Genomic DNA, 23,375 nt, shown 5'->3' with positions numbered 1-23,375 from the left:
AACCAGCCAGCGCCGACAGGGAGGGGCTCGATCATGAAGGTCGTCGTCATCGGTGGCAGTGGGCTCATCGGCTCCAAGCTCGTGAAGATCCTCGATGCTCAGGGCCACGAGGTGGTGGCGGCCTCGCCGAAGACCGGTGTGAACACGCTGACCGGCGAAGGTGTGGCGGAGGCGCTGGCCGGCGCCGGCGCGGTCGTCGACGTGTCGAACTCGCCGTCACTCGAGGACAGCGCGGCATTGGAGTTCTTCGAGACGTCCACGCGGAACCTCCTCGCCGCCGCCGCGGACGCCGGGGTGGGGTACTACGTGGCGCTGTCCGTCGTGGGTTCCGAACGGCTTCCGGACAGCGGATACATGCGGGCGAAGGTCGCCCAGGAGAAGCTCATCGCGGCGTCCGGACTCCCGTATTCGCTGGTGCACGCCACCCAGTTCTTCGAGTTCCTTAAGGGCATCATCGACGCCGCCACGGACGGCGACACCGTGCGCCTCGCGCCGGTGCTCATCCAGCCGATGGCGGCGGACGACGTCGCCGCCGCGGTGGCCGAGGTTGTGGTCGGCACGCCGACGAACACGGTGGTCGAGGTCGGCGGTCCGGAGCAGTTCCGCCTCGACGAACTGGCACGGTCCGTCCTCGATGCTCAGCGGGATGCTCGTTCGGTGGTGGGTGACTCCGGTGCCCGGTACTTCGGTGCCGCGCTGGCTGAACGCTCGCTGGTCCCCGCCGACGGGGCCCGCATCGCGGGTACGCGCCTGGACGAGTGGCGAACGCGGGCGAGCCACGGTCAGTAATCCGGCGCGAGGGCCCGGGCCAGAAGGACCGGTCCGGCCCGGACGCCGATACGCGATGCTGCTGTCGTCCGACGCATCGGGGCTCGTGCCGGTCGACAGGCCCTACGTGAGACGCACCCCTTTGGACGTCAGGTATTCGATGAGCCCTTCGGCCGAGCTGACCAGATGGTCGGTCATCATGTGCTCGACCCGTTCCCCGTCGCCTGCCCGCATCGCCGCGAGAATTCCCTCATGGTCGGCGTTGGAACGCTTCCTCCACTGCGGCACTTCGAGCAGGTAGTCGCGCGGCACGTTCAGCGACACCACCCTGATCGCGGCCATCAGCTTGCGGGAACCGGAGAGCTTGTTGATGTGCCGGTGGAACTGCCAGTTCAGGTCGGCGAGGTTGGTGCGTTCGGAGTTCTCGTGGTAGCTCTCCATGCGCCGGTGCAGGTCTTCGAGTACCGCGTAGTCCGCTTCGGTGGCGAATTCCATCGCCCGCCGCGCGGCGAGCCCGTTGAGCATGCCCTCGATGAGGAACGAGTCGCGCAGGTCAGCCTTGTTCAGCGGCGCGACGACTGTGTGGCGGCCGCCGTCGAGTTCGAGCAGACCGTCGTAGACCAGCTCGCGCAGGGCGTCACGCACGGGCATTCGGCTCGTGCCGAAGTGTTCGCAGAGTTCCTGCTGCGACAATCGTGTGCCGGGCAGCAGCCGGCCGAAGAAGATGTCCTGCCGGAGGGCGGCCGCGATCTGGGTGCCCAACGGATCTCGCTGGATCACCGCTCGGGCGCTGGCGCTGCTGTCGATGCCCACCTGTCCGCCTCTCTCACGTGGTGAACGTGTGCACGTTATCCGGTGCCGGGGAGGATTCACGAATTTGCCATGCCCAATGGGCGAGTATGGTCCGACGCGGCCTATCCGGCTCGGCCGGATTCGGTGATGTCGGCGAGCCTGCGATGCAGGCGAACCGCGTGCTCGAAGTCCGGTACGGCACCGTCGCCGGCCGCCAGCAGGTCGTACGCCTCGGCGACCGGGCCGGCCGGCGCGGCCAGGCCGGATGAGTGGTCGTAGCGGGCCGGGACGGGCAGGTCGGTGAGCTGGCGGTCGTCGTCCCGCCCGCCGCGGATGCGGACGGGCCCGTGCTGCAGGTGCCCGGGGCAGGTCACGAGCAGTTCGCCCGCGGTCCCGGTGATCTCCCAGCGCAGTCCGTCGCCGCGAGTCGGTCCGCCCCGGTAGTGGACGGTCGCCACGGCGTCGTCGTCGACGAGCCCGACCGCCACGACCTGGTCGTCGGTGCGTTTCTCCGCGATCTCGCCGGTACGGGCGTGGCGTACCCGGGGGAGCCGGTTGGCGGTCAGGGCGCGTATCGGGCGCAGCTCGCCGAGGACCGCGCACAGCGCGTCGACCGCGTGTCCGAACGGCACGGACAGCAGCGTCGCTCCGTACGCGGGGTCGAGGGTGTAGGCCGCGTAGGAGCCGTAGGTCGGTCCCCACAGCCCGCCGGCGCCGGTCATCGTGGTCGACAGCACCCGGCCGACGTAGCCGTCGGCCACCAGGTCGCGCAGGTACCGGATCGGCGCCGCCGACCGGGCCTGGAGGCCGACGGCGGTGCGTGTGCCGCGCGCGGCGGCGGCGAGTTCCTCGGCCTCGGCGAGGCCGGTTCCCAGCGGCCATTCGCAGAGCACGGGTTTGCCGGCCGCGAGCGCCGGCAGCAGGCAGGCCCGGTGCCGGTCGGCCCGCACGGCGACGACGACCAGGTCGACGCTCTCGTCGGCGACCAGGTCATCGACGGTGCCGTACGCGCGCGGGACGCCGTACCGTCGCCCGGCCTCGGCCGCCGCGGCGTCGTCGCTGGCCGCGAGCGCCCGCAGTTCGTAGCCCGGGAGCGCGGCGAGCGCGGGCAGGTGGGCCCGTGCGGCCCAGCCGCCCTTCGCGCTGAGGCCTACCAGGCCCACACCTACAACATCGGTCATGGGAGCACACCTTAGCGTCAATCTCCGTTGCTCGTATCCGGGATTCGGTATACAGTCTGCCCCACGACCGATCACGACGGACAGGGGCCGAGCGTGCATGAGGTGGGGATTTCCGATGTCTCCGGATACGTGCCGGCATACCGGCTCGACGACTACCTGACGCGCGAGACAGCGACCTCGCCGGACGTCCCGGTGCCCGGCCCGGACGAGGACGCGTTCACTCTCATGTGGACCTCCCTGAGCGGCCTGCCCCGCGCCGAGACGGAGGGCCCGGTACTGCTTCGCGTGCCGGACAGTGACATCGAGACGCGTGCCCTCGTGGCGCACGCCCGGGCGACCGGCGTGCTCGGCGAGCCGGCTGCGGTGGTTCCACTCGCCCCCGACGCCGGGGTGCCGGACCTGCTGGCGATCGCCACCCGGCTGGCGCAGCCCGGCCTCGGCCTGCTGGTCGACCACCGCCGCCCGGCCGGGGCCGGCGTGCCGGCGACGGCCTCCGCCGCGGCCGCGGTCCGCTTCGGCCCGCCACGGGTGGCCCGGGTGGCGGCGGTCGCGTCCCGCCACACGCTGACCTTCGACAGGTGGCGCACCGGCCCGGCGCCGGACCAGCAGGACGCGCGGTTCGTCGAGGAGGCACTCGTCGCGGCGGAGGGCGACGCGCTGCTCGCCGATCTGCTCAAGTCCGCCGGCCGGACCGCTGCCGACCTCGCCGGTGTCGTCGTCACGTGCGGCACCCGGCTGCGCGGCGCGCGCTGGGCCAAGCGGTGGGAGGTGCCCTCGGTGTGGCAGTCCGGCGGCGCGGCAGACGGCCCCGGCGCCTCGGCCGCGCACGCGTTGCTCACCGCGCTCGACCGCCTGCGCGTCGCCGGGCCCGACGGCGCCGTGGCCATCCTCGACCTCGGCTGGGGCGGCGGCGGCGCGATCCTCACCGCGGGCACCGACACCGCGGAGGACACCGCGAAGCCGGCCGCGAGCGCGGCGACCACGGCGCGCGGCACGAAGGCGTACGGCCTCGCCGCCTGGCACGGACGCGCCACCGAGGCCCCCGGGCCGTGGACGTCGCCGGCCGAGCTGTGGCGGGAGATGCCGGCCCTGCTCGGGCCCGTCGGATACCGGTGCTCCGACTGCGGCGGCATCGGCTTCCCGCGGGCCGGCGTCTGCGAGCTGTGCGGGTCGTTCGAGGTCACCGACCAGCCGCTGCGGCGCACCGGCGTCGTGGCGACCCACTCGGTCGACCACCTCTTCGACGCGTCCGACCCGGTGCAGATGGTCGTGGTGGACCTCGACGGAGGCGGCCGATTCTTCGGGCAGGCGGTTCGCGACGTGCCACGCCGGCTCGCCGTCGGCGACCGCGTCCGGCTCGTGCTCCGCCGGCTGCACACCGCATCCGGTCTGCCGCACTACTTCTGGAAGGTCGATCTCGATGGGTGAAGACGTCGTCGCCATCGGCGCGGCGAGCACGAAGTTCGGCGAGTTCTTCGACCGCGGGTACGCCGACCTCGTCCGCGACGTGGTGCGGGCGGTCACCGCCGACGCCGGCATCACGCTCGCCGACGTCGACGCCGCGTGGCTCGGCACCGCGTTCGCCTACACCTACTCCGACGAGGGCAACGCCGGCACGTCGCTCGCCGAGCCGATCGGCATGCACGGACGGCCGGTCACCCGGGTCGCGGCGTACTGCGCGTCCGGCCTGGACGCGATCCGGCAGGCCGTGGCCGCGCTGCGCGCGCACGCCTGCGACGTCGCGCTGGTCGTGGGCGCGGAGAAGATGCGCGACGTGGGCCCCCGCGGCAGCCTCGTCATGCAACACGTCAACCGCGGCCATCCGGTGCTCAGCAAGGGCCGGACAGCGCCGGGCATCTTCGGACTGGTCGCCGAGCGGTACCGGGCCGTCTACGGGGATCCACGACCGGCGATGACGGCCGTCGCGATGAAGAACCACGCGTACGGCGAACTCAATCCCCGGGCCCACTTCCGCCGGACTGTCACGGCGGAGCAGGTCGAGGCGGCGCCGCCGCTGTCGGGCCCGATCGGCCTGCTCGACGCCTGCCCGACCACCGACGGCGCCGCGGCGCTGATCCTGGTGCGCGAGTCCGACGCCCGCGGGCGACGGGCCGCCGCGATCAGCGGTATCGCGATGTCCAACGACCTCGGGTACTTCACCGCGAACACGAGTTCCCGCTCGGACCTGCTGGGGTTCGAGTCCACCCGCTCGGCCGCCGCGAGCGCGTACCGGCAGGCGGGCGTCCTTCGGCCGTTCGACGAGATCGACGTCGTCGAACTGCACGACTGCTTCACGATCACCGAGGTCGTCAACTACGAGGACCTGGGCCTGTGCGGCAAGGGGGAAGGGCGTGACCTGGTGCTGAGCGGCGCCACCGGTCCGGGCGGCGCGCTGCCGGTCAACACCAGCGGTGGCCTCAAGGCATGCGGGCACCCGATCGGCGCGACCGGCGTACGGATGGTCGTCGACGTGTGCGACCAGGTGTGGGGACGCGCAGGCGTTCGGCAGGTGCCCGGCGCCCGCACGGGTCTCGCCCACGCGCTCGGCGGTCCGGGATCGCTGGCCTGCGTCGCCGTGGTCACCGACGCCGGTCCCGCGCGGGCGGCGGCGTGACGGCGGCGACCGGTGCGCGTCCGGACGGGCGGTCGCCGGACAAGGTCAGCACGCTCGCGGCCGCTGTCGAGAGGCACGTGCGGCCGGGCGACGTCGTGCACGTCGCGTACGCCGATGCCCGGCCCAACGCGGCGCTGCACCAACTGGTCCGCCGGTTCGCCGGCCGGCCTGCCGGGTTGACGCTGGTCACCGCCGGCCTGGTCAGCAGCCAGCATGCGCTCGTCGAACTCGGCGTGCTCGACCGTCTGGTGGCCTCGTTCGCCGGCGAGAACCTTCCCGCGCCCCGCCCGAACCGGGCGTTCCAGCGGGCGGTGCGCGAGGGCCGGATCGAGGTGGAGAGCTGGTCGCTGTGGTCGCTGACGGCCCGCCTCATGGCCGCCGCGCTGGGCGTGCCGCACCTGCCCGTCCGGTCGCTCGCCGGCAGCGACCTCGGCGCCGCGCTGCACGGCCGCGGCTTCGCCGAGGTCGCCGACCCGTTCGGCGGACCGCCGTCCGGTGTCGTCGCCGCCCTCCGGCCGGACGTGGTGCTGCTGCACGGCGTGGCCGCCGACCGGGCCGGCAACGTGGTGCTCTCCGCGCCGTACGGCGAGGGGGCGTGGGGCGCGCTCGCGGCGCGGCGCGGCGCGATCGCCTCCGTCGAGCGCATCGTCGACACCGAGACGATCCGCGAGCACGGCGCTCTCGTGCGCGTACCGGCGCACGCTGTCCTCGCGGTCTGCGAGGTGCCCCTGGGCTCACACCCGTACGGGCTGTTCAACCCCGGCCTCGACGGGGTCGCCGGCTACGTGCCGGACGAGGAGTTCATGGCCGACGTGGTGCGGGCGTCCAACGACCCGGTCGACTTCCGCCGGTGGATCGACGAATGGCTGCTCGGCACCGCCGACCACGACGCCTACCTGGCCAAGCTCGGGCCGGAGCGGATCGCCGCGCTGCGGGCCCAGGCCGAGGAGGACGGCTGGCGCTCAACGCTGACCGTCGCGGCGGACCCGCCGGACCGGTGGACCGACGCGGAGGCGATGGTCGTCACGGCCGCCCGCCGGATCGCCGGCCGGGTGCGCAAGCAGGAATTCGACGCGGTCCTGGCCGGCGTCGGCCAGGCCAACCTGGCCTCGTGGCTGGCGGTGACCGGCCTGCAGGCCGTCGGCGCCGACGTGGAGCTGATGGCCGAGATCGGCATGTTCGGCTACCGCCCCCGCCCCGGCGAGCCGTTCATCTTCGCGCACCGCAACCTGCCCACGTGCGCCCTGCTCACCGACGTCGCCACAGTGCTCGGCGCGTTCGTCGGCGGGCCGGCCACCCGGTCCCTGGGCGTGATCGGCGCCGGGCAGGTCGACGCCGACGGCAACACCAACTCGACGTACGCCGAGGACGGCAGCTACATCGTGGGCTCCGGCGGCGCCAACGACATCGCGACCGCGGCCGAGGAGGTGCTCGTGACAGTGGCGCACGGCAGCCACCGCCTGGTCCGGCGGGTGCCGTACGTGACGTCGCCCGGCCACGGTGTCCGGACCGTCGTCTCCACCGCCGGGGTGCTGGAGCGGGTGGACGGACGGTTCGTGGCCACGGCGTTCGTCGCGCGGTCGGGCGAGTCGGACGCCGACGCGGTCGAGCGGTTGCGCGCCGGCTGCGGCTGGGACCTCGACATCGCCCGTGGTGTCACCCGCGAGCCGGACCCGACGTCCGCTGAGCTGTCCGCGTTGCGGCGCTACGACCCGGCCCGGACGTTCCTCGGCCGGCTCTCCGGAAAGGCGGACGGCGATGCCTCTGTACGCACTCGGTGACCGGACACCGCGGGTCGACCCGACGGCGTACGTGCACCCGGACGCCGTCGTGATCGGTTCGGTGGAGCTGGGACCGGAGTCGAGCGTGTGGCCGGGCGCGGTGCTGCGCGGCGACTACGGCGTGATCCGGGTCGGCGCCCGGACTTCCGTCCAGGACGGAACGGTCCTGCACAGCGTGGCGGACTGTCCCACGGAGATCGGTGCCGACTGCGTCGTCGGGCACCTGGCACACCTGGAGGGTTGCGCGGTCGCGGACCGGTGCCTGATCGGCTCGGGCTCGATCGTGCTCAACCGGGTGCGGATCGGCGCCGGCAGCGTGGTGGCCGCCGGCGCCCTCGTGCGGGAGGGCGCGGAGGTCCCGCCCGGACGGCTCGCCGTCGGCGTGCCGGCCCGCCTGCGCGACCTGCCCGCCGGCCACGAGGACTGGCAGGCACACGCGGTGCGGGCCTACGTCGAGAACGGGGCCCGCTTCCGGCGTGAGTTGCGGCGCATCGACACCTAGACCCGCGGAGGAGCAACGGATGCCCGAGGAAGTGCTACTGGAACGCGCGGACGGAGTCGCCCACGTGGTGCTCAACCGTCCCGACCGGCTGAACGCGATCGACCCGGCCACGTTGCGGCTGCTGCGCGAGCACATCGCCACGATCGAGGCCGACCCGGGGGTGCGGGCGGTCGTCGTGCGCGGCAACGGCCGGGTGTTCAGCGCCGGCGCCGACATGCACGCCCTCGGCGACATCGTCGGCGACCCGGCGGCGTTCGCCGCGTTCATGCAGGACTGGCACGACGCGTTCGACGCGGTCGCGGCGTGCAGCCGGCCCACCGTCGCGGCGGTGCACGGGATCGCCTTCGCCGGCGGCTTCGAGCTGTTCCAGGTGTGCGACGTCGCTGTCGTCGCCGACGACGCCCGGCTGGGCGACCAGCACGCCCGTTACGGGCTCTTCCCCGGTGGGGGCAGCGCCCAGCGCCTGCCCCGCCTGATCGGTGACCGGCGGGCCCGGTGGCTGCTGCTGTCCGGTGAGGAGATCCCGGCGGCCGAGGCCGTGGCCGCGGGCCTGGCCAACGAGGCGGTACCGGCCGACCGGGTCGTCGCCCGGGCGAGCGAGATGGCCGCCCTCCTGGCCACCCGCAGCCCGCTCGCCAGCGCGGCGATCAAACGCGCGCTGGCCGCCGGCGCCGGACTCGACGTGGGCGCGGCCCTCGCCGCCGAACGCCCGATCGCGCTGGCACACATGGCCTCCGCCGACGCGCGGGCCGGCCTGGATGCCTTCTACCGACGTGTGGCCCCGAGATTCCCCAGCAACCAGGGAGAGGCATGAGCAGCTACAGCGACATCCTGTACGAGGTCGTCGACAACGTCGCGACCATCACCATCAATCGGCCGGAGCGGCGTAACGCCTTCCGGTCGGAGACGCTCGACGAGCTGATCGACGCGTTCCGGGCCGCGGAGGCCGACCGCGAGGTGGGCGTGATCGTGCTGACCGGCGCCGGGGACAAGGCGTTCTGCGCCGGTGGGGACATCCACTGGGAGGAGGCGTCCGACGAGTCCGGCGCCATCCAGATGGCCCGCCGTACGACGATCCTGTCGCTGGTCATGCGCGGCTGCGGCAAGCCGATCATCGCGCGGGTGCGCGGCTTCGCCGTCGGCGGCGGCAACGAGCTGCAGATGCTGTGCGATCTCACGGTCGCCTCCGAGGACTCCCGCTTCGGGCAGTCCGGGCCGAAGATGGGCTCGGTGCCGGTCTGGTGGGGCACGCAACTGCTGCCGCGGATGGTGGGCGAGAAGAAGGCCCGCGAGATCATCTTCCTCTGCGAGCAGTACACCGCGCGCGAGGCGCTCGACATGGGCCTCATCAACAAGGTCGTGCCGGTGGAGGAACTCGACACCACGGTACGCGCGTGGTGCGACCGGATGCTGACACTCAGCCCGCAGGCGCTGCGGGTGGCGAAGATCTCGCTCAACTACGAGTCCGACCAGCTGTGGCCGTCGGTGCTGCACGGCAACCAGATGATCTCGTTCATCCACGGCACCGAGGAGTTCCACGAGGGCACCCGTGCCTTCCTGGAGAAGCGCCCGCCGGAGTTCGGCAAGTTCCGCAAATGAGGGGAGACGCAGGTGCGGTGTGACGGAAAGGTGGCGCTCGTCGTCGGCGCCGGCAGCGGCATCGGGGCATCGACAGCCGAGGTGTTCCACGCCAACGGGGCCACTGTGGCGGTCGCCGACATCAATCTCGCGGGAGCCCAGGAGACGGCGGGCCGGCTGGTCGAGGCGGGCGCCAAGTCCTCCGCGTTCGCCGTCGACATCACCCGCCGGGACCAGACCGAAGATCTGGTACGCGACGTGCTGGCCGAGTACGGGCGGATCGACATCCTGGTCAGCACGGTCGGATGGTCGGACACGACGTTCCTGGTGGACGAGGACGAGGCGTACTGGCGCCGGATCATCGACATCAACCTGATGGGGTCGATCTTCCTGTGCCGGGCGGTGCTCGACCACATGATCGAGCGGCGTTCCGGGTCGATCGTGCTGACCAGCTCCGACGCCGGAAAGGTCGGCACCATGGGGGAGACGGTGTACGCGGCGGCCAAGGCCGGCGTGATCGGCTTCGTCAAGTCGCTGGCCCGGGAGGTCGCCCGGCACCAGCTGCGGATCAACGCGATCTCGCCCGGGCCCACCGACACCCCGCTCATCCAGGCCCAGACCGACCAGCGGGTGATCGAGAAGATGGTCCGAGCGGTGCCGCTCAAGCGCATGGGCCAGCCCGTCGAGCAGGCCAACGCGCTGGTCTTCCTGGCCTCGGACGCCGCCTCGTACATCACCGGCCAGACGGTGAGCGTCAGCGGCGGCCTCACCATGACGTCGTAGCGGCCATGGCCACCATGGACGACGTCGAGTTGTCGGCCGAGGACCGGGCGCTGCGCGAGATGGTCCGGCGGCTGGCGCGGGAGCGGATCGCCGGACAGGCCCGGCGGATCGACGAGGCGGAGGAGTACCCGCACGAGTCGATGCGGCTGCTCGGCGAGGCCGGGCTGTTCGGGCTGCTGATCCCGGAGCGGTTCGGTGGTCAGGGCGCCGGCATGCGCCAGTACGCCCTGGCCACCGAGGAATTGGCGCGTGCCTGCGCGGCCACCACCACCGCGTTCATCACGCAGACCCACGCGATGCTGCCGATCCTGGCCGTCGGCGACGAGGAGCAGAAACGCCGGTGGCTGCCCGGCCTCGCCGCCGGGCGGGCGCTCGGCGCGATCGCCATCACCGAGCCGGAGGCCGGCACCGACGTGCCGGCCCTCGCGACCCGGGCGGTCCGGGACGGCGACGGGTACGTCATCTCCGGCCGGAAGATGTTCATCACCAGCGGCGGCGTCGCCGACCTGGTCACGCTGTTCGCCCGTACGTCGCCGGGACGCGACGGGATCAGCGTCTTCGTGGTCGAGGCGCGTTCGCCGGGAGTACGGCCGGGCCGGCCGCTGGCGAAGATGGGCATCCGCGCGTCCAACACGGTCGAGCTGGCGCTCGACGAGGTGCGGGTGCCGGCCACGGCCCGGCTCGGGCCCGAGGGGATCGGCTTCCACACGGCCGTGCACGTGCTGTCCGACGCGCGGATCAGCACCGCGGCCCAGGCGGTGGGCATCGCGCAGCGCGCGTACGACATCGCCGACGGGTTCACCCGGCAGCGGCGCCAGTTCGGGCGGCCGGTGGCGGAGTTCCAGGCCGTGCAGTTGCGGCTCGCCGACATGTACATCGCCGTGGTCACCGCCCGGCTGCTCGTGCAGCGGCTCGCCCGGTTCGTCGACGCGGCGCCGGACGGGAACCGGGCGGTCGAGGCCGCCGCGGCGAAGGTCTACTGCTCCGACGTGGCGATGCGGGTCGCCGGCGACGCCGTACAGCTGATGGGCGGCTACGGCTACATGCGCGAATTCGAGGCGGAGCGGTGCATGCGCGACGCGAAGATCACGCAGATCTACGACGGCACCAACGACGTCAACCGGCTGGTGCTGGCCCGGCAGCTCGCGAAGAGGTCGGCATGACGCCGCTGTCGGGCCGGGTCGCGGTCGTCACCGGCGCCAGCCGCGGGCTCGGCCGGCAGGCCGCCCTGGCGCTGGCCGGCGCCGGCGCCGCCGTGGTGGCCGCCGGCCGCGACCGCGCGGCGCTCGACGAGACGTGCGCGCTGGTCGCGTCGGTGGGCCCCTCGGCCCTGCCGGTGGTCTGCGACGTGACCGACGAGGACCAGGTGGACGCCCTCACCCGGTCGGCGATCGACCGGTACGGGCGCATCGACGTGCTGGTCAACAACGCCGGCATCGCCTCGGAGCACCGGGCGCTGGACCTCGACGTCGCGGAGTTCCGCCGGGTCCTGGAGACCAACGTGATCGGCACGTTCCTGCCGGCCCGGGCGGTCGCCGCGCACATGCGCGATCGGGGCGGCGGCGCCGTGGTCAACATCGGGTCGGTGATGGGCCGCTCGGGCACGTCCGGGCTGTCGCACTACGGCGCCAGCAAGGCCGCCGTCTTCCAGCTCACCCGCGGCTGGGCGGTGGAGTGGGCGCGGTACGGCATCCGCGTTAACTGCCTCGCCCTCGGCTACTTCCCGACCGGCATCAACCGGGGCCGGCTGGCCGAGGAGGGGGTGGCCGAGCGCGTGCTGGCGCGGGTGCCGGCCCGCCGGTTCGGCGACCCGGAGGAGATCGGGCCGACGGTGGTCCACCTGGCGTCCGACGCCAGCCGCTACATGACCGGGCAGGTCGTCTACCTGGACGGCGGGATGTCCGCACGCTGAGGAGGTACGGGAGATGGCGGGACCGTTGACGGGTGTCCGCGTGGTGGAGCTGGCCGGACTGGGGCCGGCGCCGTACGGCGTGATGCTCCTGGCCGACCTCGGCGCCGACGTGGTCCGGGTCGACCGGGCCCCGTCGGACCCGGCGGATCTGGGCCGGCTCATGGCCGGCTGCTGGCGGGGCCGGCGGTCGGTGGCGGTGAACCTCAAGCACGACGCCGGCCTGCGGATCCTGCTCGACCTCGCCGACGGCGCCGACGTCCTGGTGGAGGGTTTCCGGCCGGGCGTGGCCGAGCGGCTCGGCTTCGGGCCGCAGGTGTGTCTGGCCCGCAATCCGCGCCTGGTCTACGCGCGGATGACCGGCTGGGGGCAGGACGGCCCACTGTCCGCCGCGGCCGGCCATGACCTGAACTTCCTCGCCGTCGCCGGCCTGCTGCACGGGATGGGGCGGGCGGACGCGCCGCCTCCACCGCTGCCCGGCTACGTCGGCGACTTCGGCGGCGGCGGCGCGTTCCTGGCGATCGGCGTGCTGGCCGCGCTGCTGGACCGGCGGCGCACCGGGCTGGGCCAGGTGGTCGACGCCTCCGTACTGGACGGAGCGGCGTCGCTCGGCTCGTTCGTGTACGGGCTGGCCGGGCTGGGGGAGTGGTCGGACGAGCGGGAGGCCAACCTCAGCGACGGCGGGTGCCCCTTCTACGACACGTACGAGACCGCTGACGGCGGATACGTGGCGGTCGGGGCGCTGGAGCCGCGCTTCTACACGGAGATGCTGCACGGCGTCGGCCTGGACCCGGCCGACTGGCCGCAGTACGACCGGACGCGGTGGCCGGCGTTGCGGTCCGCGCTGACCGCGCGGTTCGCGACGTCCAGCCGGGACGAGTGGGCGCAGCGGTTCGCGGGGCGGGACGCCTGTGTCAGCCCGGTGTTGCGGCTGGCCGAGGCGCCGCACCATCCGCACAACGTCGCCCGGGGCGTGTTCGAGGAGGCGGCGGGCCGGTGGCAGCCGGCGCCGGCGCCACGCCTGTCCCGTACGCCGCTCTCGGCGGGCCGTCCGGCGCCGCGGATCGGCGAGCACACCGCCGAGGTGCTGGCTGAGCTGGGCCGAACGGCGGATGACGTGGCACGTCTTCGGGCGATCGGCACGGTCGACGAAAACTGAATACTGGACACTGGATACCGTTTTTCCTATGCTCCTGAGGCAGCCCGGTTGAGGCGACGAGTCCGGCCGACAGGGCGATGAGCAGGTGCTCTTCCGCCCGGTGACCTTCGGAGCCGGCCTGGCGAGTGACGGCTTCACCCGACGCCTTCCGCGTCGTCCGCCGTCGCGGCCACAGTTTGGAGGCAGCTCATGGTGCGAAAGTCGGTTACGGCGATCGCCCTGTTGGCGTTGGCGCTTGCGGGTTGCACAACCACCTCGAGTGAGGGCGGCGGCACGCAGGTCAGCACACAGGGCGTCACCGACACGGAGATCTACATCCAGGGGTTCGGCCCCATCACCGGTCCGGCCAGCTGGGTCGGCCTCGGCAACCGCGACGGCTTCGCCCTCGCGGTCAAGGAGATCAACGCTGCGGGCGGTGTGCACGGCCGCAAGATCCGGTTCGAGTTCCACGACGACGCGTTCCAGGTCGCGCAGGCCCAGCAGGTCGCGCGGCGCATCATCCAGCAGGACAAGCCGTTCCTGGTCTACGCCGGCACGGGCAGCACGACCTTCCTCGCCGTCGCCGACCAGCTGCGGCAGAGCGGACTGCCGGTCTACAACGGCTTCTCCGGCAGCGAAGCCGCCCGCAAGACCCCCGAGGTCGACAACATGTTCCACGGCGAGGCGGTCTCCACCAAGTGGGTCGCGCCCAGCATCGCCGACATGGTCGCGGACAACCTCAAGGCCACCCGGGTCGGGATCCTGCACGAGGACGGCGAGTGGGGCCGCACGCTGTGCGCCCAGGTCACGACCGAGCTGCAGGGCAAGAGCGGCCTGCAGGTGGTCGCCAACGAGACCTACCCGGCCGCCGGCAACGACTTCACCGGCCAGCTCGTGGCGATCCGCAACGCCAACCCGCAGGTCGTCGTCAACTGTGGCCTGTTCCCGGCCGCGAAGATCATCCTGCGGCAGGCTCGTGAGCTGGGGCTGAAGGCCCAGTTCGTCGGCGACGCGGGGCAGGCCAACGCCACCGTCTGGACGGGCAACGAAGCGGCCGCCGAGGACTGGCTGTTCAACTGGTACGAGCCGCAGTTCCTCACCGACACCACCGGCGCGCAGGGCGAGTTCCTGCAGAAGTACAAGGCCGAGTACCCCTCGGCGCCGACCGGGCGGCCCAACCACGCCGACAACTTCTCCTACACCGCGGCCTACCTGCTCAAGGGCGCGCTGGAGAAGGCCGGCAAGGACCTCACGGCGGAGAAGTTCATCGAGGCGCTCGCCGCCGTCAAGGACGCCAAGCCGACGCCGATCAGCCCCAACGTCAGCTGCGCCAACGAACGCCACGAGTGCTTCGTCGACCTGGTCTGGATGCGGATCCAGGGCGGCAAGGCGGTACCGGTGGACGACGCCGGTCTCGCCCAGATCGCCGGCAAGGTCTCCGGCTCCTGACTCAACCCCTCCCGGGCCCGGCCGCACCGGCCGGGCCCGCGGCGCAAGCGAGGTACTGATGTGACAGTCATCCAACTGCTGGTCAACTCGCTCACGCTCGGCGCGATCTATGCGCTCGTAGCGCTGGGTCTCGTACTGGTCTTCAAGTCCTCCGACCTGGTCAACTTCGGGGCCGGCGACTGGGTGCTCGCCGGCGCGTACATCGCGCTCGCCCTGCTGACCGCCGGCCTGCCCCTGTACCTGGTGCTGATCCTGGCGCCGCTGGGCGGCGCGCTGATGGGGCTGATCATCGACCGCGCGGTGTTCCGCCGGATCATGAGCGCCTCGCCGTGGACATTCGTCGTCGCGAGCCTCGCGGTCGGCGGGCTGCTGCGCGAGCTTGCCGTCCTGCGCTACCAGTCCAACCACTTCCCGTTCCCGCCGGTGCTGTCCCGCGACCCCGTCGAGGTCCTCGGCGTCCGCATCACACCGCAGAACCTGTGGGTGCTCGGCGCGACGGTCGTCGTGGTGATCGCGCTGCTGCTGTTCTTCCGCTACACCACGTACGGGCGCGCGCTGGAGGCGGTCGCGCAGAACCGGGTGGGCGCCCAGATCGTCGGCATCAACCTTTCCCGGGCCCTGATGGTCACCTGGGCACTCGCCGGCGCGGTGAGCGCTGTCGCCGCCGTCCTGATCGCCCCGTCGACCGACGTCTCGCCGGAGATCGGCCTGCTGCTGGTGAAGGGATTCGTCGCGGCGGCGCTCGGCGGCCTGGACAGCCTCGAAGGCGCGGTGATGGGCGGCGTCGCGGTGGCCGCGATCGAGACCTTCACCCAGGTCTACCTCAACCAGGCAGCCGTCGACGTGGTCGTCTACGGCCTGCTGCTCGTCGTCATGTGGGTGCGGCCGGCCGGCCTGCTCGGCCGCCGCGTGGTCCGGAGGGTCTGAGCGGATGAGCAACCAGACCGTAGGCAGCACCAAGAAGGCCCCGGCGGCCACCGTCCCGGCGCCGCAGACAGCCGGCAACGGTCGCCTGCCGCGCGCGGCCCGGGCTGCGGCATGGCTCCTCGTCGGAGTCGTCCTGCTGGCGCTTCCACTGCTGCTACCACCGTTCCGGACCTATCTGGCGACAGTGGTCCTCGTCTACGTGATCGCCGTGGTCGGCCTCAACGTCGTGATGGGCTTCTCCGGGCAGATCTCCATCTCGCACGCGGCGTTCATGGGCGTCGGCGCCTACACCACCGCCGTCCTCATGGGCCGGTGGGAGCTGCCGTTCCCGCTCGCCGCGCTGGTCGGAGTCGTGCTCGCCACCCTGCTCGGCTACGTGGTCGGCCTGCCGGCGCTGCGCATCGCGGGGCACTACCTGGCCCTGGCCACGCTGGCGTTCCAGCTCATCGTGCAGAGCGTCATCTTCAACTGGGAATCGGTCACCAACGGGCCACGCGGCATCGCCGTCCCGCCCGCCGTGGTCGGGGTGTTCCCGCTGGCCGACCGCAACCTGTACTACCTCGTCCTCGTCGCCGCGCTGCTCAGCCTGCTCTTCGTGCGCAACGTGGTGCGGTCCCGGGTCGGGCGGGCGTGGCGGGCGATCCGGGACAAGGAGATCGCCGCGTCCGTGTTCGGCGTCGACGTGGCCCGGTTCAAGACGCTCGCCTTCGGAGTGAGCGCCGCGTACGCGGGCTTGGCCGGCGCGCTGTTCGCCATCACCGTCGGCTTCCTCGACCCGGCCGCGTTCAACCTGTGGGAGTCGGTCAAGCAGCTCACCATGGTGCTCTTCGGTGGGCTCGGCACGCTCGTCGGACCGCCGCTCGGCGCGGCGCTCCTCGTCCTCGCGCCGGAGTTCCTGACGCCGTTCCGCGAGCACTCGCTGCTGGTGTTCTACGTCGTACTCCTGCTTGTCCTGATCTTCCTGCGGGGCGGACTCGCCTCCGGGGTGAGCCGGACCGCCGCGTGGATCCGGCGCCGCCGCTCCGGCGCGCCGCCCTCCGACGCCGTCGTCACCGACGCCGCGGTGACCGAGGTCCGCGACCGGCCGGCGCCGCCGGCGGAGCGGTCCGCGGTGGCCGGCGGCGCCGTGGGGGAGCCGATGCTGACGGCCGACGGCGTCACCGTGCGCTTCGGCGGGTTGATCGCGCTCGACGGCGTCGACCTGGGGGTACGCGACGGCGAGATCAAGGGACTGATCGGCCCGAACGGCGCCGGCAAGACGACGCTGTTCAACGTCCTGACCCGGGTCTACCCCGTGCACGAGGGGTCGGTCACCTTCGCCGGCCGCGACATGCTCCGGCTGCGCCCGCACCAGGTGGTCGGGGCGGGCCTGGCCCGCACGTTCCAGAACGTGGAGATGTTCCGCTCGATGACCGCGCTGGAGAACGTGCTCGTCGGCCGGCACCACCGCGACGCCTGCGGGCTCTGGCGGACCGGGCTGCGCCTGCCGTCCGCCCGGGCGGAGGAGCGGCAGGCCCGCGACGCCGCGCGGGCGGCGCTGGCGACACTGGGCCTGGAACGCTACGCGGACACCCCGGCCGAGAGCCTGCCGCTCGGCGTCCAGCGGCGACTGGAGATCGCCCGGGCCATGGTCGCCGAGCCTCGGCTGCTCATGCTCGACGAGCCGGCGTCCGGCCTCACCGCGGCCGAGGCGGCCGCGCTGATGGACGACGTACGCCGCATCCGGGCCGCCGGGGTCACCGTGCTGCTGATCGAGCACAACATGCGGTTCGTCATGGGCCTCTCGGACTCGGTCACGGTGCTCGACCACGGCCGGGTCATCTTCGACGGCTCACCGCAGCGGGCGCAGAGCGACCCCGCGGTGGTGGCCGCCTACCTGGGCGAGGTGGAGTCATGACAGCGCTGCTCGAACTCGATCGCGTGACTCTCGGCTACGGCAAGATCGTCGTCGTCCATGAGCTGTCGCTGCGTCTGGACGCGGGGCGGATCGTCTCCGTCCTCGGCCCCAACGGCGCCGGCAAGACCACCACGGTCCGCGGCGTCGCCGGCCTGCTGCCGCTGCGCGGCGGCGAGGTACGGCTGGGCGGCAAGCGGGTCAGCGGCTTCCCGCCGCACCGCATCGTCGCCGAGCGGCTGGCCTACGTACCCCAGGGGCGCGAGCTGTTCGCGGACATGTCGGTGCGGGACAACCTGCGTCTCGGCGGCTTCACCATGCGCCGTCGTGACGTCCCGGCCCGGATGGAGGAGCTGTTCGAGTTCTTCCCGCGGCTGCGGGAGCGGGCCGGACAGACCGCGGGCAGCCTGTCCGGCGGCGAGCAGCAGATGCTGGCCATCGCCCGGGCGCTGATGCCCCGGCCGACAGTGCTGATGCTCGACGAACCGTCGGCCGGGCTGGCGCCGCGCACCATGCGGCACGTCTTCGACATCGTCGCCGACGTCGCGCGCTCGGAGGGCGCCGCCGTGCTGATCGCCGAGCAGAACGCCCACCAGGCGCTGCGCGTCACCGACCACGCCTACGTGCTGAACACCGGCGTGATCGAGGCGTCCGGCCCGCCGGCGGAACTGCTCGCCGACGACCGGATCCGGGCTGCCTACCTCGGTGAGGCCGTCGAGAAAGGGCCGGTCTGATGGTCGCGGTGGTGACCGGCGCGGCCGGGGCGATGGGCGGCGCCATCGCGGCGGAGCTGGGCGCCCGCGGGCACGCCCTGGTGCTGGCCGACATCTCCGGCCGCCGGCTCGCCGAGGCCGCGGACCGGTTGACCGCGGACGGCCGGGCGGCGCACCCGTACCGGTGCGACGTCACCGACCGGGCCGAGGCCGAGGCGCTGGCCGCGTCGGCGCTCGCCGCCTTCGGCCGGGTCGACGTGCTCGTCAACGTGGTCGGCGGTTACCGCGGCCGGATGTACGAGGACGTCCTCGACATCCCGCTGGAGCGGTTCGACGAGGCCGTGCGGCTCAACCTGCGCGGCACGTTCAACCTCACCCAGCTGTTCGGCCGGCACATGCGCGACCGCGGCGCGGGCCGGATCGTCAACATCTCCTCGGTGGCCAAGGACGGGGCGTCCGGCCAGGCCGACTACGCCGCGGCCAAGGCGGGTGTCGTCGCGTTCACGCGCAGTTGCGCGCTCGAACTCGGCCCGGCGGTCACCGTCAACGCCGTCGCGCCCGGCGTCATCCGCACCTCGGTGATGGAGCGGATCCCGGCCGACGTCCAGGCGCGCTACCGCGAGCGGATCCCGCTCGGTGACTTCGGTGATCCGGTCGACGTGGCCAGGGCCGTGGCGTTCCTGGCCGGGGACGACGGCCGGTACGTCACCGGCGAGGTGATCCACGTGTCAGGAGGGTTCTTCGGATGTCTGTGACCGTACCGGGTGTCATCACCTCGGCCAGTGACGTGTACACCCCCGAGCGGATAGCCGCGTTCAAGGCGTCCGGGCAGTGGCGGGACCAGCTGATCGTCGACTTCCTCGACCGGCACCGGAGACAGCGCCCGGACCGGACCGCGGTGGTCGACGAGAACGGCCGGATCACCTGGGCCGCCCTCGCCGACCGCGTCGACCGGCTCGCCGCGGCCTTCGTGGACGCCGGGCTGCGGCCGGGCGAGTTCGTGGCCGTGCAGATGCCCAACCGGATCGAGTTCGTGGAGATCTACCTCGCGATCCAGCGGGCCGGCCTGCGCGCGCTCACCATGATGTCCATCTACCGGGAGCACGACGTCGCGTACATGCTGCGCACCACCGGCGCCCGGGCGTACATCGTGCCGGACACGCACCGCCGGTTCGACTTCGTCGCGATGGCGCAGCGGCTGCGCTCGCAGGCGCCCGACCTGCGCACCGTCATCGTGCTCGGCGAGGCGGGCGAGGGCATGGTGCCGTACGAGCGGTTCCTGGCCGAACGCGCGCCGGCCCCGGGCGCCTTCGCGCACCTGCGGCCCGACCCGGACCAGGTGTCCAAGGTGAGCTTCACCTCGGGCACGACCGGGCTGCCCAAGGGCGTCGTGCACACGCACAACACCGACCTGTCGCCGCCCACGATGATCGCCGGCGCGCTCGGTCTCGGCCCGGAGACGCCGATCTGGATGCCGAGTCCCATCGCGCACGCCACCGGCCTGCTGTTCGGCGTCTACGACTCGCTGCTGTGCGGGGCCAAGCTCGTGCTCCAGGACCAGTGGGATCCGCAGCGCGCGCTGGAGATGATCAGCCGGGAGCGGGCCACCTTCACGGTGAGCGCCACCCCGTTCATCGGCGACCTCGTCGAGCAGGACAACCTTTCCTCGTACGACCTGTCGTCGTTCCGCTACTTCGTCTCCGGCGGCGCGCGGGTGGCGCCGGCGCTCGTCGAGCGGGCCCGCTCGGAGCTGGGGTGCCTGCTGCTGCGCGTCTTCGGCCAGTCCGAGGCGCCGCTGCACACGCTCAACTTCCCGGACGACCCGTGGGAGAAGGTGACCGGTCGTGACGGCCGGCCGTTCGACGGCATCGACGTCACGATCGTGGATCCGTCCGACCGCGCGACACCCGTGCCGGTGGGCGAGGTCGGCGAGTACTCCACCGCCGGGCCGCACGTGTTCCTCGGCTACTACGGCAGCCCGGAAGCCACGGCGGAGGCCCGCGACGATTCCGGCCGCTACTACAGCGGCGACCTCTGCACCGTCGACGAGGACGGCTACGTGCTGTACGTCGACCGCATGAAGGACATCGTCAACCGCGGTGGCGTGAAGATCAGCGCGCTGGAGGTCGAGAACCTGCTCGCCGCGCATCCGCTGGTTCAGGCGGCCGCCGTCGTCGCCGTACCCGATCAGCGCCTCGGCGAGCGGGCCTGCGCCTTCGTGGTCACCCGGGGCGGCGCGGAGCTGACCCTGGCGCAGCTCTCCGCGTTCCTCGACGAGATGGGGGTCACCCGGCAGAAGTGGCCGGAACGGCTCGAGGTGATCGAGGCGCTGCCGGCCACTCCCACCGGGAAGATCCAGAAGAACGTGCTGCGCCAGCGGCTCACTGCCGATTCGGCGTCGTCCGGCCGGGCATGACCCGGGCCGGCGTCGCGCCGCGGTTGGGTGTGCCCGACGCCGTCCTGTGGCTGAGCGCGGCCGCCGGCGTCGGCACGCTTGTCGTGCCGGCCGCGCTGCCCGGTACGGCGCCGCTGCTCGTCGCCGGGGTGGTGGTCGTCGCCGCGACGGCCTGGTCCACGCTGCGCCGGCCGGTGCGTCGCACCGTGCTCGCCATGATGCTCGCCGGCGCGGTGCTCTGCCTGATGGCGGGCGCCCGGTGGTCCGACGTGTCGGCCGCGTTCGCCACGATGTGCGGCGTCTTCTCGTTCGTCGCCGTCGTGCGGCTGCTGGAGCTGCCGATGCTGCGTCGCGGCTACCACACGGCGATCGCCGAGGTCACACTCGTGTGGCTGCGCCGCACGCGCGCGGTCTGGTCCGCGGCCACGCTGACCTACCTGCTCTCGCTGGCGCTGTCGTTCGGCGGGGTCGCCCTGGCGTACCGGTCGGTGCGGGCGATGGACTCGGCCGCCGACGAGGCGGGCTCGGCCGGAGTCGTCTGCCGCGCGTTCATCGCGGCCAACCTGGTGACGCCGCTGTCGCCGCCGCTGGCCGTGGTGCTGACGCTGACCGGCCTGACCTGGACCGGTTTCCTGCCGTACGCGCTGACGCTGGGCCTCGTCGCCGCCGTGCTGGTGTCGCTCGGGCCGGCGCCGCGGGCCCGGGCGCTGCCGGCGCCGCGGCCGGACCGGGGACGGCTGGCCGCCGGGTTCGCCGCGATGATCGGCTGTGTCGTGGTCGTGCTCGTGGCGCTGGAGATGGTCACGCCGCTCAGCCATCCGGCCGCGACGATGACGGCGGTCCTGCTCGTCGTGCCGCTCTGGGAGCGCGGAACCCGCCTGCCGGCCCGCGCCGTGGCCCTGGCGCGCTCGGAGGCCGGCTCCTGGCGCGAGCAGTTCCTGCTCTTCGGCGCCGGCGGCTTCGTGGTCGCCGCGGCCGGCCGGTGGACCGCCGACGGAGCGGTCGGGCGGCTGCTCGACGCCGCCGGGCTGCCCGCGTGGGCGCTGCTGGCCGGTGGCGCGCTGGCCATCACCGTGCTGGGGCTCGCCGGACTGTACCCGCTGACCACCCTCATCGTGGTGACGACGGTGCTCGCCCCGCTGGGCACCGGCGCCTGGCCGGCGCTGGTCGCGGCGGCCGCGCTGGTGGGCACGATGGCGGCCTTCGCGTTGTCCCCGCTCAGCGGCCTGACACTGCTGGTGTCGGCGCTGAGCGGGCGCAGCGCCGTCCACATCGGACTGCGCTGGAACCTGCCGTTCGGCCTGGCGCTGCTGGGCGCCGGCGGCGCCGCGATCGGGTTGACCGCGGCACTGACCTGAGAGGAGTCCCATGCGTACGGAGACGGAGGTCCTCGGGGACCTGTGGCGGGTCTGGGGCGCCTGGGGCGCGGACCTCGACGAGACGCAGTGGACGGCGCCGACGCGCTGCGCCGGGTGGGACGTGGCCGCGCTCTACGCCCACGTCTCGCAGGGCGTCGGCGGTCTGGCGGCGCTGGCGCAGCGGCGCCGGGCCGACGGTCCGCCGGAGCACGGCGACGCGGTGGCCCTGCTGCGTGCCCTCAAGCCGGACGAGCGCGTCGCGGCGGACCTCGCCGCCCGCAACGCGGACGCGGCGGTGGCGGACGCCCGCGCGGCCGGTACCGCGGAGCTGGTACGCCGACTGACCGAGGACGGCCCTGCGGCGGTGGCGCTGGCCGCGGCCGATCCCGACCAGACGGTCGAGTACTTCCGCCGGGGCACCACGACAGTGCGCGCCGCGACCGTCGTACGGCTCGTGGAGGCCACCGTCCACCTGCTCGACCTCGCGGCGGCGCTGGGCCGCGAACCGGACCTGCCGGACGGGGCCACCGCGCACACGGTGCGCTTCCTGACCGGCATGGCGCCGCCGCTCGCCCTCATCGAGGTGGCCACCGGCCGGCGGGCGCCGGACATCTTTCCGGTGTTCGGCTGACGGGTCAGCGCAGCGCCGGCACGACCTCGGCCGCGAGCCGGCGCAGCTGCCCGCGCGGGTCCGGCCCGGCGATGTTGAACACGACATCGGTCATGCCGGCCTCGACGTACGGGGCCAGGTACTCGCGGATGTCGTCGGCGGTGCCGTAGGCGCTGTACCGCTCGAAGCTCTCGAACGGCAGCCCGTACGCCGTGGCGAGGTGGTTCGACACCGCGTCGCGGGCCGCCTCGCGGGTGTCGGCGATGGTGGTGAAGAGATTCAGCGCGAAGGCGAAGCCGGAGAGGTCGCCGCGGATCGTGCCCACGGTGTCCGCGGCCGCCTGGAAGCGGCCGGCGCTGACCCACACCGGGAACCAGCCCTCGGCGCCGCGGGCCGCGCGCTCGACGACGGCGGACGCGCGCCCGCCGAGCCACAGCGGCACGGGCCGCTGCACCGGCAGCGGCTCCATCGTGAACGCCGGCAGGTTGACCACGCGCCCCTGGTACGGCTCGCCGCTGCCGGCCAGCAGGCCACGGACGGCGGCGGCCGTCTCCTCGAAGCGGCGGGCCCGCCGGCCCGGGTCGACGCCCAGGGCCCGGTACTCCTCGGGGTTGTCGCCGCCGATGCCGGCGCCCAGCACCAGCCGGCCGCCGGAGAGCACGTCCACTGTCGCGACGTCCTTCGCGGTCAGCGCCGGATGCCGCAGGTTCAGCAGGTAGACGCCGGTGCCGAGGCGGACCCGCCGGGTCACCGCGGCGACCGCGGCCAGCGCCGGCAGGGGCGAGAGCATGCCGACGTTCCAGAGGTAGTGGTCGCCCACCCAGACGTGGTCGAGGCCGAGCTCCTCCGCGTCACGGGCCATGTCGAGCACCGACGCGGGCTCGATCGGACCACTCGCGGAGTAGGTGGGCAGGAAGCATCCGACGTTCACCATGACGACCCCCTTCAGCAAAAACAGCATACGGGATACAGTATGTCGACCG

At 73.0% G+C, this 23,375-nt stretch carries 22 protein-coding genes; 19 read left to right on the top strand and 3 right to left on the bottom strand.

Going from position 1 to position 23,375, the window contains the following annotated elements:
- Positions 1-33: 33 nt before the first annotated feature.
- Positions 34-789, top strand: a complete 756-nt coding sequence (locus tag ACSDG8_RS04540) for an SDR family oxidoreductase (RefSeq protein ID WP_210890869.1) — start codon at positions 34-36, stop codon at positions 787-789.
- A gap of 102 nt (positions 790-891) precedes the next feature.
- On the opposite strand, the gene ACSDG8_RS04535 is transcribed toward ACSDG8_RS04540, so the two are convergent.
- Together ACSDG8_RS04535 and ACSDG8_RS04530 are read right to left on the bottom strand one after the other, a co-directional pair.
- On the bottom strand, positions 892-1,581 hold the full coding sequence (locus tag ACSDG8_RS04535) for a GntR family transcriptional regulator (RefSeq protein ID WP_210890871.1): 690 nt from the start codon (positions 1,579-1,581) through the stop codon (positions 892-894).
- Positions 1,582-1,682: 101 nt separating this feature from the next.
- Positions 1,683-2,741, bottom strand: a complete 1,059-nt coding sequence (locus ACSDG8_RS04530) for a Gfo/Idh/MocA family protein (RefSeq protein ID WP_210890873.1) — start codon at positions 2,739-2,741, stop codon at positions 1,683-1,685.
- A 102-nt stretch (positions 2,742-2,843) separates the two neighbouring features.
- Between ACSDG8_RS04530 and ACSDG8_RS04525 the strand changes: the two genes are divergently transcribed.
- The 18 genes from ACSDG8_RS04525 to ACSDG8_RS04440 all read left to right on the top strand — a co-directional run bounded on the left by ACSDG8_RS04525 (position 2,844) and on the right by ACSDG8_RS04440 (position 22,413).
- Positions 2,844-4,169: a Zn-ribbon domain-containing OB-fold protein gene (locus ACSDG8_RS04525; protein ID WP_210942718.1), complete on the top strand. Its 1,326-nt coding sequence runs from the start codon at positions 2,844-2,846 to the stop codon at positions 4,167-4,169.
- The gene (locus ACSDG8_RS04520; protein WP_210942717.1) at positions 4,162-5,355 is read left to right on the top strand and encodes a thiolase family protein; all 1,194 of its coding nucleotides are present in this window, start codon (positions 4,162-4,164) and stop codon (positions 5,353-5,355) included. Before ACSDG8_RS04525 ends, ACSDG8_RS04520 begins: the two co-directional genes overlap by 8 nt.
- A complete protein-coding gene (locus ACSDG8_RS04515) occupies positions 5,352-7,136 on the top strand; it encodes a CoA-transferase (RefSeq protein ID WP_210890879.1) in 1,785 nt (594 codons plus the stop codon). The genes ACSDG8_RS04520 and ACSDG8_RS04515 overlap by 4 nt, the downstream gene beginning before the upstream one ends.
- Positions 7,114-7,638, top strand: coding sequence for a gamma carbonic anhydrase family protein (locus ACSDG8_RS04510; protein ID WP_210942716.1), 525 nt, complete (start codon positions 7,114-7,116; stop codon positions 7,636-7,638). Before ACSDG8_RS04515 ends, ACSDG8_RS04510 begins: the two co-directional genes overlap by 23 nt.
- Positions 7,639-7,657: 19 nt before the next feature.
- Positions 7,658-8,452 (top strand): enoyl-CoA hydratase/isomerase family protein, encoded by a 795-nt coding sequence (locus ACSDG8_RS04505; protein WP_210890883.1) that lies wholly within the window; start codon positions 7,658-7,660, stop codon positions 8,450-8,452.
- Positions 8,449-9,237 (top strand): enoyl-CoA hydratase-related protein, encoded by a 789-nt coding sequence (locus ACSDG8_RS04500; protein ID WP_210890885.1) that lies wholly within the window; start codon positions 8,449-8,451, stop codon positions 9,235-9,237. The genes ACSDG8_RS04505 and ACSDG8_RS04500 overlap by 4 nt, the downstream gene beginning before the upstream one ends.
- A gap of 12 nt (positions 9,238-9,249) precedes the next feature.
- Positions 9,250-9,999, top strand: a complete 750-nt coding sequence (locus ACSDG8_RS04495) for an SDR family NAD(P)-dependent oxidoreductase (protein WP_210890887.1) — start codon at positions 9,250-9,252, stop codon at positions 9,997-9,999.
- A 5-nt stretch (positions 10,000-10,004) separates the two neighbouring features.
- The gene (locus tag ACSDG8_RS04490) at positions 10,005-11,162 is read left to right on the top strand and encodes an acyl-CoA dehydrogenase family protein (protein WP_210890889.1); all 1,158 of its coding nucleotides are present in this window, start codon (positions 10,005-10,007) and stop codon (positions 11,160-11,162) included.
- Positions 11,159-11,911, top strand: coding sequence for an SDR family NAD(P)-dependent oxidoreductase (locus ACSDG8_RS04485; protein ID WP_210890891.1), 753 nt, complete (start codon positions 11,159-11,161; stop codon positions 11,909-11,911). The genes ACSDG8_RS04490 and ACSDG8_RS04485 overlap by 4 nt, the downstream gene beginning before the upstream one ends.
- 13 nt (positions 11,912-11,924) lie before the next feature.
- Entirely contained in the window at positions 11,925-13,067 is a 1,143-nt protein-coding gene (locus ACSDG8_RS04480) for a CaiB/BaiF CoA transferase family protein (protein WP_210890893.1), read from the top strand.
- A 228-nt stretch (positions 13,068-13,295) separates the two neighbouring features.
- Complete coding sequence (locus tag ACSDG8_RS04475) at positions 13,296-14,495, top strand: ABC transporter substrate-binding protein (protein ID WP_210890895.1); 1,200 nt, start codon at positions 13,296-13,298, stop codon at positions 14,493-14,495.
- A gap of 60 nt (positions 14,496-14,555) precedes the next feature.
- Positions 14,556-15,422 (top strand): branched-chain amino acid ABC transporter permease, encoded by an 867-nt coding sequence (locus ACSDG8_RS04470; protein WP_210890897.1) that lies wholly within the window; start codon positions 14,556-14,558, stop codon positions 15,420-15,422.
- Between the two features lie 4 nt (positions 15,423-15,426).
- Positions 15,427-17,319 (top strand): branched-chain amino acid ABC transporter ATP-binding protein/permease, encoded by a 1,893-nt coding sequence (locus tag ACSDG8_RS04465; protein ID WP_210890899.1) that lies wholly within the window; start codon positions 15,427-15,429, stop codon positions 17,317-17,319.
- Complete coding sequence (locus tag ACSDG8_RS04460) at positions 17,316-18,050, top strand: ABC transporter ATP-binding protein (protein WP_210890901.1); 735 nt, start codon at positions 17,316-17,318, stop codon at positions 18,048-18,050. Before ACSDG8_RS04465 ends, ACSDG8_RS04460 begins: the two co-directional genes overlap by 4 nt.
- A complete protein-coding gene (locus ACSDG8_RS04455) occupies positions 18,050-18,784 on the top strand; it encodes an SDR family NAD(P)-dependent oxidoreductase (protein WP_210890903.1) in 735 nt (244 codons plus the stop codon). Before ACSDG8_RS04460 ends, ACSDG8_RS04455 begins: the two co-directional genes overlap by 1 nt.
- A complete protein-coding gene (locus ACSDG8_RS04450; RefSeq protein ID WP_210890905.1) occupies positions 18,775-20,445 on the top strand; it encodes an AMP-binding protein in 1,671 nt (556 codons plus the stop codon). Before ACSDG8_RS04455 ends, ACSDG8_RS04450 begins: the two co-directional genes overlap by 10 nt.
- Before the next feature lie 29 nt (positions 20,446-20,474).
- On the top strand, positions 20,475-21,782 hold the full coding sequence (locus ACSDG8_RS04445) for a hypothetical protein (protein ID WP_210890907.1): 1,308 nt from the start codon (positions 20,475-20,477) through the stop codon (positions 21,780-21,782).
- Positions 21,783-21,792: 10 nt separating this feature from the next.
- Positions 21,793-22,413 (top strand): maleylpyruvate isomerase family mycothiol-dependent enzyme, encoded by a 621-nt coding sequence (locus tag ACSDG8_RS04440; RefSeq protein WP_210890909.1) that lies wholly within the window; start codon positions 21,793-21,795, stop codon positions 22,411-22,413.
- 4 nt (positions 22,414-22,417) lie between these two features.
- Here ACSDG8_RS04440 and ACSDG8_RS04435 read toward each other — a convergent pair whose 3' ends face one another.
- Complete coding sequence (locus ACSDG8_RS04435; RefSeq protein ID WP_210890911.1) at positions 22,418-23,353, bottom strand: LLM class flavin-dependent oxidoreductase; 936 nt, start codon at positions 23,351-23,353, stop codon at positions 22,418-22,420.
- Between the last annotated feature and the right edge of the window lie 22 nt (positions 23,354-23,375).

The sequence above is a fragment of the Micromonospora sp. LA-10 genome (assembly GCF_051853095.1).
Taxonomy (GTDB): domain Bacteria; phylum Actinomycetota; class Actinomycetes; order Mycobacteriales; family Micromonosporaceae; genus Micromonospora; species Micromonospora echinospora_A.
Note: the sequence above shows the minus strand (reverse complement) of the source record. Positions and strands in the feature narration are given on the sequence as shown.